The 13,829-nt window shown below is 69.0% G+C and carries 17 protein-coding genes; 8 read left to right on the forward strand and 9 right to left on the reverse strand.

Going from position 1 to position 13,829, the window contains the following annotated elements; genetic code table 11:
• Positions 1–33: 33 nt before the first annotated feature.
• Positions 34–291: a hypothetical protein gene (locus THPRO_RS05845; RefSeq protein WP_038088348.1), complete on the reverse strand. Its 258-nt coding sequence runs from the start codon at positions 289–291 to the stop codon at positions 34–36.
• Between the two features lie 115 nt (positions 292–406).
• On the opposite strand from THPRO_RS05845, the gene THPRO_RS05850 reads away from it, so the two are divergent.
• Positions 407–1,459 (forward strand): AI-2E family transporter, encoded by a 1,053-nt coding sequence (locus THPRO_RS05850; RefSeq protein WP_038088351.1) that lies wholly within the window; start codon positions 407–409, stop codon positions 1,457–1,459.
• Positions 1,460–1,484: 25 nt separating this feature from the next.
• Here the strand turns inward: THPRO_RS05850 and THPRO_RS05855 are convergent, their stop codons facing one another.
• The 7 genes from THPRO_RS05855 to THPRO_RS05885 all read right to left on the reverse strand — a co-directional run bounded on the left by THPRO_RS05855 (position 1,485) and on the right by THPRO_RS05885 (position 6,599).
• Positions 1,485–2,117 (reverse strand): YbhB/YbcL family Raf kinase inhibitor-like protein, encoded by a 633-nt coding sequence (locus tag THPRO_RS05855; RefSeq protein ID WP_038088354.1) that lies wholly within the window; start codon positions 2,115–2,117, stop codon positions 1,485–1,487.
• Positions 2,117–2,980, reverse strand: coding sequence for a RibD family protein (locus tag THPRO_RS05860; protein WP_082954467.1), 864 nt, complete (start codon positions 2,978–2,980; stop codon positions 2,117–2,119). The genes THPRO_RS05855 and THPRO_RS05860 overlap by 1 nt, the downstream gene beginning before the upstream one ends.
• Before the next feature lie 22 nt (positions 2,981–3,002).
• A complete protein-coding gene (locus THPRO_RS05865; RefSeq protein WP_038088358.1) occupies positions 3,003–3,584 on the reverse strand; it encodes a hypothetical protein in 582 nt (193 codons plus the stop codon).
• Positions 3,585–3,705: 121 nt separating this feature from the next.
• Positions 3,706–5,040 carry an ATP-binding protein gene (locus THPRO_RS05870; RefSeq protein WP_065089344.1) on the reverse strand — a complete coding sequence of 445 codons (1,335 nt, stop codon included), beginning with the start codon at positions 5,038–5,040 and terminating at the stop codon, positions 3,706–3,708.
• Entirely contained in the window at positions 5,027–5,722 is a 696-nt protein-coding gene (locus THPRO_RS05875) for a response regulator transcription factor (RefSeq protein ID WP_038088667.1), read from the reverse strand. The genes THPRO_RS05870 and THPRO_RS05875 overlap by 14 nt, the downstream gene beginning before the upstream one ends.
• A 10-nt stretch (positions 5,723–5,732) precedes the next feature.
• Positions 5,733–6,020 carry a PepSY domain-containing protein gene (locus THPRO_RS05880; RefSeq protein WP_065089345.1) on the reverse strand — a complete coding sequence of 96 codons (288 nt, stop codon included), beginning with the start codon at positions 6,018–6,020 and terminating at the stop codon, positions 5,733–5,735.
• 27 nt (positions 6,021–6,047) lie between these two features.
• A complete protein-coding gene (locus THPRO_RS05885) occupies positions 6,048–6,599 on the reverse strand; it encodes a glycine zipper 2TM domain-containing protein (RefSeq protein WP_052064166.1) in 552 nt (183 codons plus the stop codon).
• Between the two features lie 76 nt (positions 6,600–6,675).
• On the opposite strand from THPRO_RS05885, the gene THPRO_RS05890 reads away from it, so the two are divergent.
• The 4 genes from THPRO_RS05890 to THPRO_RS05905 all read left to right on the forward strand — a co-directional run bounded on the left by THPRO_RS05890 (position 6,676) and on the right by THPRO_RS05905 (position 9,700).
• Positions 6,676–7,200, forward strand: coding sequence for a hypothetical protein (locus tag THPRO_RS05890; protein WP_065089346.1), 525 nt, complete (start codon positions 6,676–6,678; stop codon positions 7,198–7,200).
• Between the two features lie 71 nt (positions 7,201–7,271).
• Complete coding sequence (locus tag THPRO_RS05895) at positions 7,272–7,595, forward strand: DUF4156 domain-containing protein (protein ID WP_038088367.1); 324 nt, start codon at positions 7,272–7,274, stop codon at positions 7,593–7,595.
• A gap of 15 nt (positions 7,596–7,610) precedes the next feature.
• Positions 7,611–8,255, forward strand: coding sequence for a DsbA family oxidoreductase (locus THPRO_RS05900; RefSeq protein ID WP_038088369.1), 645 nt, complete (start codon positions 7,611–7,613; stop codon positions 8,253–8,255).
• A 173-nt stretch (positions 8,256–8,428) separates the two neighbouring features.
• Positions 8,429–9,700: an MFS transporter gene (locus THPRO_RS05905; RefSeq protein WP_052064167.1), complete on the forward strand. Its 1,272-nt coding sequence runs from the start codon at positions 8,429–8,431 to the stop codon at positions 9,698–9,700.
• A gap of 6 nt (positions 9,701–9,706) precedes the next feature.
• On the opposite strand, the gene THPRO_RS05910 is transcribed toward THPRO_RS05905, so the two are convergent.
• A complete protein-coding gene (locus THPRO_RS05910) occupies positions 9,707–10,510 on the reverse strand; it encodes a phosphatase PAP2 family protein (RefSeq protein WP_065089399.1) in 804 nt (267 codons plus the stop codon).
• Positions 10,511–10,658: 148 nt separating this feature from the next.
• Between THPRO_RS05910 and THPRO_RS17150 the strand changes: the two genes are divergently transcribed.
• The 3 genes from THPRO_RS17150 to murU are packed head-to-tail and all read left to right on the forward strand — an operon-like array spanning position 10,659 to position 13,826.
• On the forward strand, positions 10,659–12,128 hold the full coding sequence (locus THPRO_RS17150; RefSeq protein WP_065089347.1) for a glycosyltransferase family 39 protein: 1,470 nt from the start codon (positions 10,659–10,661) through the stop codon (positions 12,126–12,128).
• Complete coding sequence (locus THPRO_RS05920) at positions 12,121–13,140, forward strand: aminoglycoside phosphotransferase family protein (RefSeq protein WP_065089348.1); 1,020 nt, start codon at positions 12,121–12,123, stop codon at positions 13,138–13,140. Before THPRO_RS17150 ends, THPRO_RS05920 begins: the two co-directional genes overlap by 8 nt.
• Positions 13,128–13,826, forward strand: coding sequence for an N-acetylmuramate alpha-1-phosphate uridylyltransferase MurU (gene murU / locus THPRO_RS05925; protein ID WP_082954470.1), 699 nt, complete (start codon positions 13,128–13,130; stop codon positions 13,824–13,826). The genes THPRO_RS05920 and murU overlap by 13 nt, the downstream gene beginning before the upstream one ends.
• Positions 13,827–13,829: the final 3 nt, after the last annotated feature.

Here is a 13,829-nt window from a genome sequence, read left to right on the forward strand (position 1 = left end):
ATGACCCCGGCGGCGCCGGGGTCATGTCACGCCTCAGTGGCCGTGCTGGTGCAGGAAGTGCAAATCGCCGAGGTCGTGCAGTTCCAGCGTGCGCGGCGCGATGCGGCGGCTGGCGCCGTGCTCGAAGACCTCGCTGAGCACCACCTGATACGGCGGCTCGCCGCGGCCCGCCTTGAGCACGCCGAAATGGCGCACGCCGTCGACGAACAGCGACACCGGCTGGTCCGCGCCCCACTGCGAAAAGTTGTAGGTCACCTTGCGGGGATAGGCGAGTGCTTCTTCACGCGGCATGTTCGTGCTCCTGCTTTGTTGTATTAGGCATTGATGATGAACTTCATTCTGGGGATTGCCGCGACATCTGACAAGTGCCGGGACAAGCCCGGCGGCACAGGCGTAAGATCGCCGCATGACCAGCCTGCGCACCTTCGCCCTGCTCGGCAGCCTCTTCATCCTGGGGCTGACTTTCTACCTGATCGAAGGGGTTCTCGTACCCTTTGTGCTCGCCTGGGTGCTGGCCTATCTGCTGGTACCCTGGGTCGACCGACTGCAGGCACGCATGCCGCGGCTGCTCGCCATCGTGCTGGCCTTCCTGATGGTTTTCATAGGCATCGCCATCCTGCTGCTGGGGCTGATTCCCGCGCTGCAGGGACAGATCACGCGTTTTCTCGCCACGCTGCCCGCCTATGCCCACCACCTCAGCCTCACGCTCGACGCACTGGCCACGCGCCTGCATCTGCCGATCGCGCCCGGCGCCGTCGCCAACCATCTCGAACAACAGGTGCGCCATCTCGGCACTCACCTGCTCGAAGCGCCATCGGCCCTGCTCAACACCGCCACCGGCATGATCCGGCTCGCAGTACTGGTGGCGCTGGTACCCATCGTCAGCTTCTACCTGCTGCGTGACTGGCATCACCTGAGCGCCGGCATCGAGTCTTTTTTGAGCGCCCCGGCGCGCGCCAGCCTGAAGGCGTTTCTGCAGAGCAGCGACCGCGTGCTGCGCCGTTTCATTCACGGCCAGTTGTTGGTGATGCTGGCCATCGGCGTCGGCTATTCGCTCGGCTTCGGACTGACGGGCATCAATCTGGGTCTGGTGCTCGGCGTGCTGGCGGGCCTGGTCAGCGTGGTGCCCTTCGCGTCCTTCGTGCTCGGTGGCCTGCCTGCCTTGCTGCTGGCTATGCTGCAGTTCCACGACCTGACCCATCCGCTGATGATCCTCGGCACCATCGGACTGACCGAGTTCGTCGGCAATACCATTCTGACGCCGGTGCTGGTGGGGCGTTTCGTGCAGGTCCACCCCGCGGTGGTCCTGCTGTCGATCTTCGCCGGCGGGGCGCTCTACGGCATTCTCGGCATGCTGCTGGCGCTGCCGGTAGCGGCCAGCGTGTCGGCCTACTGGGGGCAGCGGATATCGGATCCGCAAGCGGCGGCGGCCGACGCGCAGCCTGCCGCCGACCCCTGATCGGGGCCGGCGGGACGACGCCGCCTCAGTCGAGCGACACGGCGGGATTGAGCGTGTAAAGCCCTACGATACGATCCTCGGCGAGTACATGGCCCTCGATCGCGGCGCGTACCTGCGCGCCGGTGAATTCGCCCTCCACCGGGCAGCGCGCCAGGTCCGTGGCGTACAGCACGAAGTAATAATGGTGAACGATCTCGTCGTTCCAGGGCGGACAGGGACCGTCGTAGCCGAAGTAACGACCGCCCAGCTGCGCATCTCCTTCCAGAAACCCCGTGTAGTCGTTGATCCCCTGGCGCGAACCTTCGGGACCGTTGGGGGTGCGCTTGCCACCCGGCGTGACGGCGGCGCTGCAGCTCGCCGCCGCGATACCGGGCAGATGCGGGTCGATATCGACCATCACCCAATGGAAAAAATCGACGCGTGGCAGCGATGCCGGCACCGTGCGCCCGGGCTGATTGACGTCGTCGGCGCGGCTCGGCACATCGGGGTCGTAGCACAGCAGCACCAGGCTGCGGGTACCCACCGGCACCCCCTCCCAGGCGATATGCGGATTGCGGTTGGTACCCAAGGCCATGCCGTCCCGGTCGTCGGGGATACCGAAGGCGAATTCGGGCGCGATCGGCGCCTGATCGACCAGACTGTCACTCACGAGCTTCATTATGGGGTCTCCTGCGTCAATGGGGTCGAATCACCCGGCTCTGCCGCCTGGTAGCAGCCGAACAGCTGCCCCCCCATGCCAGGCGCGGCCGGATCGTAATACAGACGATGCAACCTCAGGTCTAGCGGGGGTCTGAACGCTGCCCCCTCGATCAAAGTGGTCGGTGGTCCACCGCCCAACAGGCGGTGGACCTGGGTCAGGTAGAGCCGCGACAACACCCCGCGCGCAGCGAGCAGATGCAGCACCCGGGCACCGCCGACCGCATAAATCGCGCGCAGGCCGCGCGCGGCGAGCAGCGCGACCGCCGTTCCGGCCTCGACCTCATCTCGACCGGCCTCGACCACCTCCGCACCGGCCTGCCGCAGACGCTCGGCCGCCGGCGAGCGTGCGGCCGCGGCACCGGTCAATATCAACAGTCGTTCGGTTGGGATGTCGGCGGGGGGAATGAGGTCGAGACGGCGGCTTGCCACCACGATGCACGGCCAGGCCGGCAACCCGCGCTCGGCCCGCCAGTCCCGCAGCTCGGCATAGCGTGGCGCATGAAAGGCCGCGAACAAGTCCTGGGCGAGCCCGTTTATCCGGTCCCGCAGGTGGCGGCCGCCGACCAGAATGGCGTCGGCCTGCACGGCCAGCTCCTGGAACAGCCACCAATCCCTGGGATTGGCGATACCCGACGGCACGCCGCCCTCGCCGATGGCGATGCGTCCGTCGAGGCTGGCAACGAAATTGGCGTATACGAGAGGTGCGTGCCGCGCCGCGGCCTGCAGGTCGTGCGCAAGGTAAAGCCCCGCCAACGGGCGGGGCTCTGCCGATGGCCAGAGCGGCCAGATCGCGTCTTCGGGGGGGGTATCCCTCCCCTGCATGGGAGGAACGACTCCGCCGGGATCAGCCGCCTTGACCGCCGTGCATCTCAGCCAGACGTTTGCCGATAGCGTTGAGTTCGGCAATCATCGCCTTGGTCTTCGGATTGACTTTGCTCATAGCGGCAACGGTCTCCTCGCTCAGCTTCTTGCGCGCCGCCGCCACCTTGGGATCACTCACGGCCTTGTTTTCGGCCTGGATCAGGCCCGCCTGGATGGCGCGCGCCTTGGTGATCAACGTCTGACGCGTGGTGTTGTCGGTGTTCTTGTCCTGAATCTGCCGGCCCAGCTTGTTGAGCTCGTCGATCTTCGGCTGGGGATCGGTGCCCTGGCGCTTCATGGTGGCCACCAGCAGTTCTCGGAAATGCTTCTCCTGCTTGGCCAGCTCGGGCGACTTCTTGACCGCTTCCTGCTGCGTCTGGGCAAGCTCGGCGCGCAGCTGCATGAAGCGCTGCTCCATCTGCATCACCTTGTCGTTGGCCTCGGCGCCCGGCTTGGCGGTGGTCGTGTCGGCCGCCTGAGCGGTCGCGCCGAAACACAGCGCAGCCGCTACGGTGAGGGCGCCGGCCAGACCGGCAAAGGTGCGCTGTTTGCGACTGAATTTCATACCTGGATCTCCCTGCGGAGGTGTGTGGATGCGATACGGGGTGGGGCGCTCCGCGCCGACCACGTAGCGCGCCACACTAACAGCCACCACCCTGTGGCTGTCAAGCGCGATCCGCCCGAGTTCACGCATGCGGCAGCATGGCCCGTACCGAAGCACCGCCCAGGGGCGAACGCCCGATCTCGACCGTACCGCCATAGCCCCGCACGAGCTCCACCACCACCGCGAGGCCGATACCTTGCCCTTCCACCCGGGTATCCGCGCGCGCGCCCCTTTCGAGCAGCCGTCCTGCCTCGCCGGGCGCGAAACCCGGTCCGTCGTCGTCCACGCTCAGCACCAATGTCCCGGCCTCGCGGGCGAGCCGGACCGACACCTGCGTACGCGCCCATTTGCAGGCGTTGTCGAGCAAATTACCGGCCAGTTCGAGCAGATCGTTTTCGTCGATACGTCCGGTCATGTCCGACGCCAGATCGATGGCGATTTCCAGATTCCGGTCACGGTAGGCCCGCTGCAACGCGGATATCACCCGCTGCACGGACGGCGCGAGCGCCACCGGCGCCATCAATCCCAGCGCCGGCCCCGCGGTGGCCCGGTTAAGCTGATAGGCGACGATCTGATCCATGCGCCCGACCTGTTCGGCCACCCGACGCTCCGCTTCGCCGCTCAGGCCATCGCGGGCCGTCAGACCGCGCAGCACGGCCAGCGGCGTTTTCAGACTGTGGGCGAGATCGTCCAAGGCATGCCGATAACGCGTCTGGCGGGCCCGTTCGTGGGTCAGCAGGGTATTGAGGCCCGTCACCAGCGGCGCCAGTTCGGCCGGGTAGGCGCCGCCGAGCTGCGGGGACTCGCCGCGTTCCACCCTGCCCAATTCCCCGGACAGCTCGCGCAGGGGGCGCAGCCCCCAGTGCAGCAGGGCGACCAGTGCCAACAGCAGCAACACGGCCGCGGCGCTGAGCCAGAATGCCAGCGTGCGACGAAACTCGCTCAACTGGGCAAGATAAGACGCGGCCCGCTCGCCGACCACGAAGGTATAGCGGTGCCCGCCGCTATCGGGCGTCCAGCGCACGCCGAAGGCAAGCTGGAAACGATCATGACCGGGCGCGCGCCGACGGTCGAAACGCCACGCGCCCGGCGGAGACGACGGCACGCTGGCGGGAGGGACGAGCAACGAGGGCGAGGCCCACACCACCCGGCCCGCCGTGTCGGCAATCAGCGCGTAGAAGCCCGAGCCCGGCTGCTGCAGCCGTGGATCGCCGAGTTGCGGCAGCGACACCTGGACCGAGTGCGCATCGATGTCGGCTGCGCCCAGCAACGCATAGGTCATGCCTCGCAGCTTGGCCTCCTGCGCATGCAGGGCGGCAGCGGAAAAGGCGCGGTCCAGCGCGACGCCGGTCAGCACCACGAAGGCGGCGAGCACGACGCCGGCCGCCAGTACCAGCCGCGTCCTAAGCGAACGCATCCGGGGCGCGGCGAGGCAGGGTGAAGCGATAGCCCCGCCCGCGCAGGGTTTCGATCGGCTGCAGACGCTCGTCGGGATCGAGCTTGCGACGCAGACGACGGATGAACACTTCGATCACATTGCTGTCGCGCTCGTCGTCCTCGGCGTAGAGATGTTCGGTGAGCACGCTCTTGGACACGACCTCGCCGGCATGCAGCATCAGATATTCGAGCAGGCGGTATTCATAGGCGGTCAACTCGACGGCGGCGCCGTTCAGGGTCACGCGCTGGGTCTGCGGGTCTAGCATCACCGGTCCGCAGGCCAGTACGGATTGCGCCCAGCCGCTCGACCGGCGTAGCAGCGCGCGCACGCGGGCGAGCAGTTCCTCGGGATGGAAGGGCTTCACCAGATAGTCGTCGGCCCCGGCCTCCAGCCCCTCGACCTTGTCCTGCCAGCGCCCGCGCGCGGTCAGCACCAGCACCGGCACCTCGCGTCCTGCGGCGCGCAGCCCGCGGATCAGCGACAACCCGTCGAGCTCGGGCAGTCCCAGGTCGATCAACGCGAGATCGATGGGATATTCAGTGGCGAGATAAAGCCCTTCGCGACCGTCGACGGCCACATCCACCACCACCCCCTGCTCGGCCAGACGCGCAGCAATCTGGTCCCTCAGGTCCGGATCGTCTTCGACCAGCAGCACACGCATGTCGGCAACCTCAGCGCAACACGCGGCCGTCGCGGGCATCGACCACCACGACCCGGATCTGGCCGCCGACCAGCAGACGCACGCGATAACGCGCGCCAGGGCCCTCGCCCACTCTGTGCACCGCCAGCACACGGCCGCCCACCGCCGCCCGCGCGGCATGGGCGGCGTCGGCCGGCGAGATGAAACGTTCCGCCAACAACGGCGCCACCCCGGGCGGCAGGCGATAGGGCGTGCCGTCCGGGGCGGCGCACGCGGCGCCGGAAAAGGCGATTAGGGCACAGCAAAGCAGACGACGCATGCACACGGACTCCCTCGGGACTTGCGCTCAGTCTAACGGAGATGCGTCCCGATGTACGCGCAGGAAGCGCCCCGGGTGCTGGTGCATACGCGTGACGTAGAGGCGCCCATGGTAACGGTAGGTCACCCGATAGCCGCGGATCCGCTCGACCGTACGCAGGCTAGGCTGCGGATGGCAGACCGTCATCGGTCGTACCACCGTCGTCCGCCCATCGGCCAGACTATGGCCGATGGCGCCACCGATGATCGCCCCCGCCACCGTCGCGACCGGATTGCCGCCGTCGTCGCCGAGGCGGTTGCCGATGACCCCGCCGATCACTCCGCCGACCAGCGTGGCGCCCACCGGATCGGCGTGACGGTCGCGGCTGTAGGCCACCTGTTCCGTGGTACAGTGCCGCACCGTCGGGCCAGGCACCCGCATCACGCGCACGATCGGGCGAACCTTGACCACGCGCGCCAGCCGGACGCTATCGTGATCCCAGCGCTGATAGCCCCAGCGCCCATCAGCATGCGCCGCCAGCGGCAGCGCCATGCCGGCACCCAGAATCGCGGCAATCGCCCTTTTCAGTGAAGGTTTCATCGCGCTTACTCCTGTCCATTTGAGGATGACATGGCTAGGCTATGCGCGGCCGACTGAACAGCGACTGAACACCCTCATGATCGAAAGACTGCCCTATCCCACGCTGGAATACGCCATCGGCAGCCGCGCGGCGCTGGCCACGCTGTGCGAGGACGCCGGCACGCCGCTCGCCGATTTCCGCGTCGCCGACTATGTCAGCGATTACCGCGTGCGCCACCCGCGCGACGAGCAGGATCTCATCGGCGCCTGCGCCCGCGTGTTCTTCGAGGAGAACGCTCCCTTGCTGGCGCAGATCGACGGCCGCGAACACGAGCGCCCGTATGCGCTCGTGCTGTTCGCCACCTTCCTGGTGCTGGAATTCAACGCCTTCACGCCAGAGGCCCACTTCCTGGTGCTCGCGCCGACCCAGCCGGCGCGCGATGCGGATGCACCCTATGCCGGGCTGTGGGCCGCGCAACGCATGGACACCTTGCAGGCCACGGGCGACCCCGCCACTCTGTTCGGCGCGACCGACGCCCTGATCGCAGCCCTGCGCCGACCGCCCCCGGCACAGGCCGCGCCCCCGCCCCGGCGACGCTGGTGGCGACTGTTCGGACGTTAGGCGCTTCCGTGCAGGCGCGCACCGCTCTAGAATCCTGATCCACCGAAGCCCCTACCCGCCAAGGATCCCACATGAAAATCCGCCTGCTGCTGCTTTCCGCCCTGATCGCCACGCTGACCGCCGGCTGCACCTGGGTCAAGCTCACCCCGCAGGGCGAGGAAGCCCGCGTGCTCAAGCCGAATCAGGTTGCCAGCTGCAAACCCATGGGCACCACCACGGTCCAGGTGGCCGCCACCGTGCTCGGCGTGCCGCGCCCGCGCCGTGACGTGGAGCACGACCTGCAGGCCCTGGCCCGCAATGCCGTACAGAATGCCGGCGGCGACACCATCGTGCCCGAGGGTCAGCCGGTCGACGGCCGCCAGACCTTTGCCATGTACCGCTGCATCAATCCCTGATCCGGCAAACGGCGCGTGTCGGAAACGGAAACACCGGCCGACGGCGGCCGTCCGCTGATACAGGTCGGTGTCTTTCTGGATTACGTCTGCCCCTTCTGCCATATCGGCAGCGCGCGCCTGCTGCGGCTCGGCGAGCGCTTCGATCTGCGCGTCAACTGGATGTTCATCGAGCTGCGTCCGGAAACGCCGCCCGAAGGGCAGGGCCTGGACACGCTGCCCTACAGCGAGGCCGAGTTCGAGGTCATGAACCGCAGCCTGGCCGAACTCGCCGCCGAGGAAGGTCTCGCGCTCGCCCGGGATCGCCGTCTGGCCAATTCGCATCGCGCGCTGCTGCTCGCCGAGGCGGCCAAGTCGCTCGGCCGCGAACCCTTCTACCGGCTCCACCGGCGCCTGTTCGAGAGCCATTTCGCGCGCGCCCGCAATATCGGCGACGAGTCGGTGCTGCGGGACATCGTCGCGGCCTGCGGCCTGCCCGATTCCCTGCCCGACCAGGCCTGGTCGGATCCGTCGCTGGAGACCCGTCTCGCGCACTATCGCCAGATCGCCGCACGCCACGCGATATCGAGCGTACCCACCTATATCTTCGGCGATCGCGTGTTGAGCGGCGTCCAGCCTTTCGAGGCCTTCGAAGACGCCGCGCGCTCGATATCGTCGGGCTGATTCGCCCGTCGGGCAGGTCCCCTTTCAAAGGCCGTCGCCGTGCTGATAGAGTACGCGTCCGGTCCCCCATGCCACCGCGTTCGCGGGCGGCAGCGCATACCGCACAAGCACCCGGGCACGTCGCGCGACGCCAGCCCCTACGTCAAACCGTTTCGCATGAAGGAGTCGACGCGATGCTGAGACTCGTGGCCTCGTTGTTCAATCTGCTCTTCGGCATGTCGGTGCTGCTGACCGGCGTCGGGCTGCTCGGCTCGCTGCTCGGAATCCGCGCAGGGCTGGCCGGCTTCAGCAGCGAGGTCACCGGCGTGGTCATGGCTGCCTACTTCGCCGGCTACATCCTCGGCACCTATCTGTGCCCGCGCATCATCCGGCGCGTCGGCCATGTGCGCGCCTTCACCATCTTCGCCGCCCTGGGTTCGACGGTTTCGATCGCCCATGCGCTGTGGATCGATCCCTGGTTCTGGGGCGTCCTGCGCTTCGTCAACGGCGCCGGCATGGTCGGCCTGTACATGGTGATGGAAAGCTGGCTCAACTCGACGGTGAGCAACGAGGGCCGCGGCCGGCTGTTTTCGGCCTACGTCATGTCCACGCTGCTCGCCATGGGCCTTGGCCAACTGCTGCTCACGGTCGGTCCCGCCGGCAGTTTCGTGCCCTTCGCCCTGGTATCCATGCTGTTTTCGCTCGGTTTGATCCCGGTGGCGCTGACCCGCGTGCCGCAGCCCACCCCCATCGAGCACCCTAGCCTGCACCTGCGCCAGCTGGTCGGTTTTTCGCCACTGGGCACCGTCGGCACCCTGATTGCGGGCGTCACCAGCGGCACCTTCTGGGCGCTCGGCGCCGTTTTCGCCCACGGCGTCGGCCTCGCCACGGCCCAGATCGGCGCCTTCATGGCGGTCAGCATCGCCGGCGGCGCCTTCCTGCAATGGCCGCTCGGCAAGCTGTCCGACCGCTTCGACCGGCGTACCGTGTTGCTGTTCATCTGCGTGGGTGGCGCCCTACTGGCCACCGCCATCGCCCTTGTCGGCGCGCGCAGCCTGCCGCTGCTGCTGGCCCTGAGCTTCGTCTACGGGGGCTTCTCGTTCACGCTCTACGGCGTCAGCGTGGCGCACATGAACGATCAAATCCGTGTCGAGGACATGCTGGAGGCCTCGTCCGGCCTGTTGATGCTCTACGGCATCGGCGCGGTGGTCGGCCCGGTGCTGGGCGGTGTGCTGATGTCGCACTTTGGCAGCCCCAGCCTGCCCTTGTACCTGGCCTCGGCCTTCGCCCTGCTCGGACTGTTCGGGCTGTACCGCAACCGCGTCAGCGACGCCCCGCCGCGGGAGGAACAGGGGGAGTTCGTGCCGCTGGTCCGCACCTCGCAGGCGGCTATCGAATTGTCGCACCCGGAAGCGACCGCCGCCGATACCGGCGAAGCAGCGCCGGAGCGGCAAAGCGCGGCCTGATCCGCTTCAGCCCGCGGCGCGCCCGGCCCGGATCCAGCCAACCGCCGTGCCGGCCAGCAGCAGGACCGCGAGCAGGTACAGCAACGGTCGCGCCTGGGCATAGCCGCCGTCGTGGAAGAACAGGGCCAGCGCGCAGGCGACCAGCAGGGCGGTGAAGCTGCGGTGCGGCCACGGCCGCAGCCCCCAATGCCAGCGCCGCGCCCAGGCGACGCCCGCCCAGGCCGACAGCCAGCCGCCGAAGGCGCCGCCCAGCTCGTCGAGCGGCCAGTGTGCGCCCACCGCCGAACGCGACGCACCGATCAGCACCGCAAAACCCAGACAGGCTGCGCGCCAGCCGGCACCGCTGCGCGACAGTGCGAGCACCCCGGCAAGCACGAAGATCGTGGTCGTGTGCCCGGAGGGGAAGGAATTGGCGAGCAGCCGCGGACCGATCACGTGCACCAGATCCGGCGGCAGCAGCGCCGCCGGGCGAGGATGGTGCAGCAGCGGCTTGAGCACGTCGACCCACAGCGTTGCCGGCAGCGCGGCGAGAAAGACCGCCCACACGATATCCGGACGGCGCCGCGCCCAGGGCAGCAGCAGGGCGAAGGCGACGACCGTATCGCCGAACATCGTCAGGTTGGCCCACAACGCGTCGCCGGTGTATTCGGGCAGGCGATTGAGCCATTCGAAGACCCGCGCATTGGCGCCCAGGGCCGCAATAAGCGCGCCGAGGAGCAGCGCGGCCAGCGGCGGCGCCCAGCCCCAGGCGCCGGCGCCGCCGCGCGGCGCGGGATACGCGTCTGCGGTCCATCTGGAAACGCCTGTCACCTCTTCGTCCGAGTGGCTGCGAAGCCGCGATTGCAGCAACCCGCAGCCGCTTTGGCAAGCCCGCGCCGGCGTACGCCATTCCTGGCGCGGCTTTGGTAAAGTGATGCCCCTTCGGGGACCGCCCCGCAGCCCAACCCAAGGATCAGCCTTGTCCCGCCGATTCCTCAAGCTCGATGCTCCGCAGGCCACCGCGCTGCTGCTCGGCCTGATCACCCTGCTGCATCTGGCCGCCGGCGCCCGCGTGGGCCTCACCGGCGACGCCGCGCACTACGCCCTCTACGGCGCCAAGCTCGCCTGGAGCTACTTCGACCACCCGCCGATGATCGGCTGGCTGCAGGCTACCGTCGAACCCTTCTCGACGGCCAACCTGGCTCTGCGGCTGTGGCCGATCGCCCTCGGCACGCTCAGCGGCGCGGCGCTCTACCGCCTCGCCCGCCGTCTCTACCCCGAGCGCACGCCCTGGCTCGGCTTCGTCGCCGTGGCGGTGATGCAGTCGGCCGTGATCCTGTCGCTGATGGGCATCTCGATGCTGCCCGACGACCCGCTGCTGCTCTTCTTCCTGCTCGCCGCCGGCGCGCTTCATCGCACGCTGATCGAGGACGAGCCGCGTGCCTGGCTGTGGGTCGGCCTGTGGTTCGGGCTCGCCGGGCTTTCCAAATACACCGCCGTCGCGCTGGTGTTCAGCGCGATCTGGCTGATGATCTCCGAACGCCGCTGGGCGCATCTGCGCACGCGCTGGCCCTGGCTCGGCATCCTGATCGCCCTGCTCGCGATCCTGCCGGTGCTGGGCTGGAACGCCGCGCACGACTGGGTATCCTTCCGCTACCAGATCCTGCATGTCAGCGACCCCGACCGGCACTGGCGGCTGATGCACTTCGTCAAGTCCCAGCTGATCCAGTTCTTTTCCTACTCCCCCGGGATTTACCTCTTCGGCCTGATCGCCCTGGTGCACGCGTTACGCCGCCGCGACGACCCGCGCAACCGCCTGCTGCTGGCGATGACCGTACCGGTGTTCGTCATCATCGACGGCTCTTCCGGCACCACGGTCTCGCTGCCGCACTGGACCGCCGTGGCCTGGGCGGTGCTCAGCATCGGCATCGCCGCCTGGCTGCTCGACCACTGGCGACGGCGCGCGGTACGTATCGGCGCCGCCGCCTCGGGCGTCTATTCCGTGCTGCTGATCGGCGTGCTGCTGAGCGAGCTGATCCATCCCTGGATACCGTTCAAGGCCAACGCCTACCCCTTGGCCGACCTCTACGGCTGGCGCCGCGCCGCCACGCAGGCCGAGACGCTGCGTGCGCAGATGGCCGCGACGCCCGGCACGCGCCCCATGCTCTACGCGGGCAACTGGTCCTACGCCAGCCACATCGCCTGGTACGCCTATCCGCAGCCGGTGCAGATCACCGACCGCAAGATGCACCAGATGACCCTGTGGTACGGCAACGCCGCCGACGGCGGGCGCGGCATCCTGGTGGTGCCGCAGCAGTTCCACGGCCATGTCCCCGCCTGGACCGCCAAGTTCGCCCGCTGCGCGCCGGCCGGCGACCTGCCGATCCCGCTGGAGGGCAAGGTGGCGACGACCTACTACTTCTATCGCTGCGAGGGCTACCATGGCTGAGGTCGCGCAAGACCCGCGCCGCGCCGCGCTCGCGGACTGGCTGGCCGGGGTCGCGCCGGGGTCGCGCGATCTGCGCCCGGCCTCGGGCGACGCCAGCTTCCGCCGCTACTTCCGCCTCGACACCGACGGCGGCCCGCGCATCGCCATGGACGCGCCGCCCGCGCAGGAACCGCTGGCCCCCTTTCTCGACGTCACCGCACGCCTGGCTGCCGCGGGCGTGCACGTGCCGCGGGTGCACGCGGCCGACACGGACCTCGGCTTCGTCCTGCTCGACGATCTCGGCACGCGCCACTACCTCGACGCGCTCGATGCGGACAACGCCGACGCCCTCTACGGCGACGCCCTCTACGCCCTCGTGCGCATCGCCGCCGCCGACAGCGCCGGGCTGCCGCCCTACGACCGCGCGCTGCTCGCGCGCGAGATGGCGCTGTTCCCCGACTGGCTGCTCGACCGCCATCTCGGCCTCACGCTCGACGGCGCGCAGCGCGCGGCCCTGAACGCCGTCTGCGAGGCGCTGATCGCAAGCGCCCTGGCGCAGCCGCAGGTCTTCGTGCACCGCGACTACCACGCGCGCAACCTGATGCTCACCGAAGAACACAATCCGGGCGTGCTCGACTACCAGGACGCCGTGCGCGGACCGCTCGCCTACGACCTTGCGTCCCTGCTGCGCGACGCCTACGTGAACTGGCCCGAAGCGCGGGTGCGCGGTTGGGCGCTGGCCTACCGCGACCGCGCCGTCGCCGCCGGACTGTGCGCGCCGACGGCGGACGACGACTTCCTGCGCGCATTCGACCTCATGGGCGTGCAGCGCCAGCTCAAGGTGCTCGGCATCTTCGCCCGCCTGTGGCACCGCGACGGCAAGCCGGGCTACTTAGGCGACCTGCCGCGCGTGCTCGCCTACGTCGAGGCGGTCGCCCCGCGACATCCCGAAACCGCGCCGCTCGCCGCGCTGATCGGGCAACTCGACCTGCGCCGCCGGCTGCAGGAGGCCGCCCGCCCATGCGCGCGATGATCCTCGCCGCCGGCCGCGGCGAACGCATGCGACCGCTCACCGACACCCGTCCCAAGCCGCTGCTGGCGGCGGGCGGCGAGCCGCTGATCGTGCATCTGCTGCGCCGCCTGGCCGCGGCCGGCTACAAGGAGATCGTGATCAACCTCGCCTACCGCGGCGAGATGATCCGCGAGGCGCTGGGCGACGGCGCCGCCTACGGTGCGCACATCGCCTACAGCGACGAGGGCAAGACCGCGCTGGAGACCGGCGGCGGCCTGCGCCGCGCCCTGCCGCTGCTCGGCGACGCGCCGTTCCTCGCGGTCAACGCCGACGTGTGGTGCGACCACCCGCTCTACCCGCACGACCCCGGCGACGACCTCGCCCATCTGGTGCTGGTCGACAATCCGCCGCAGCATCCCGGCGGCGACTTCCACCTGCAGGGCGACCGCGTCGACGACGCCGGCGAGTCCCGCCTGACCTTCTCGGGCATCGGCTACTACCGCCCCGAACTCTTCGCCGGCACCCCCGACGACGCCTTCCCGCTCGCGCCGCTGCTGCGTCGCGCCATGGCCGCCGGTCGCGTCGGCGGAGAGCACCACCGCGGGCTGTGGCTGGACATCGGCACCCCCGAGCGGCTGGCCGATCTGGACGCGCGACTCGCGACCGGGCGTGCGCACGCCCCCCACGCCACCCCCCACCGGAGCTGAATC

Source organism: Acidihalobacter prosperus, assembly GCF_000754095.2.
GTDB lineage: Bacteria > Pseudomonadota > Gammaproteobacteria > DSM-5130 > Acidihalobacteraceae > Acidihalobacter > Acidihalobacter prosperus.

Excerpts from the sequence above, each read along its gene's own strand:
- THPRO_RS05845 (WP_038088348.1), bottom strand. The coding sequence starts at position 291 with ATGCCGCGTGAAGAAGCACTCGCCTATCCCCGCAAGGTGACCTACAAC.
- THPRO_RS05850 (WP_038088351.1), top strand. The coding sequence starts at position 407 with ATGACCAGCCTGCGCACCTTCGCCCTGCTCGGCAGCCTCTTCATCCTG.
- THPRO_RS05855 (WP_038088354.1), bottom strand. The coding sequence starts at position 2,117 with ATGAAGCTCGTGAGTGACAGTCTGGTCGATCAGGCGCCGATCGCGCCC.
- THPRO_RS05860 (WP_082954467.1), bottom strand. The coding sequence starts at position 2,980 with ATGCAGGGGAGGGATACCCCCCCCGAAGACGCGATCTGGCCGCTCTGG.
- THPRO_RS05865 (WP_038088358.1), bottom strand. The coding sequence starts at position 3,584 with ATGAAATTCAGTCGCAAACAGCGCACCTTTGCCGGTCTGGCCGGCGCC.
- THPRO_RS05870 (WP_065089344.1), bottom strand. The coding sequence starts at position 5,040 with ATGCGTTCGCTTAGGACGCGGCTGGTACTGGCGGCCGGCGTCGTGCTC.
- THPRO_RS05875 (WP_038088667.1), bottom strand. The coding sequence starts at position 5,722 with ATGCGTGTGCTGCTGGTCGAAGACGATCCGGACCTGAGGGACCAGATT.
- THPRO_RS05880 (WP_065089345.1), bottom strand. The coding sequence starts at position 6,020 with ATGCGTCGTCTGCTTTGCTGTGCCCTAATCGCCTTTTCCGGCGCCGCG.
- THPRO_RS05885 (WP_052064166.1), bottom strand. The coding sequence starts at position 6,599 with ATGAAACCTTCACTGAAAAGGGCGATTGCCGCGATTCTGGGTGCCGGC.
- THPRO_RS05890 (WP_065089346.1), top strand. The coding sequence starts at position 6,676 with ATGATCGAAAGACTGCCCTATCCCACGCTGGAATACGCCATCGGCAGC.
- THPRO_RS05895 (WP_038088367.1), top strand. The coding sequence starts at position 7,272 with ATGAAAATCCGCCTGCTGCTGCTTTCCGCCCTGATCGCCACGCTGACC.
- THPRO_RS05905 (WP_052064167.1), top strand. The coding sequence starts at position 8,429 with ATGCTGAGACTCGTGGCCTCGTTGTTCAATCTGCTCTTCGGCATGTCG.
- THPRO_RS05920 (WP_065089348.1), top strand. The coding sequence starts at position 12,121 with ATGGCTGAGGTCGCGCAAGACCCGCGCCGCGCCGCGCTCGCGGACTGG.
- murU (WP_082954470.1), top strand. The coding sequence starts at position 13,128 with ATGCGCGCGATGATCCTCGCCGCCGGCCGCGGCGAACGCATGCGACCG.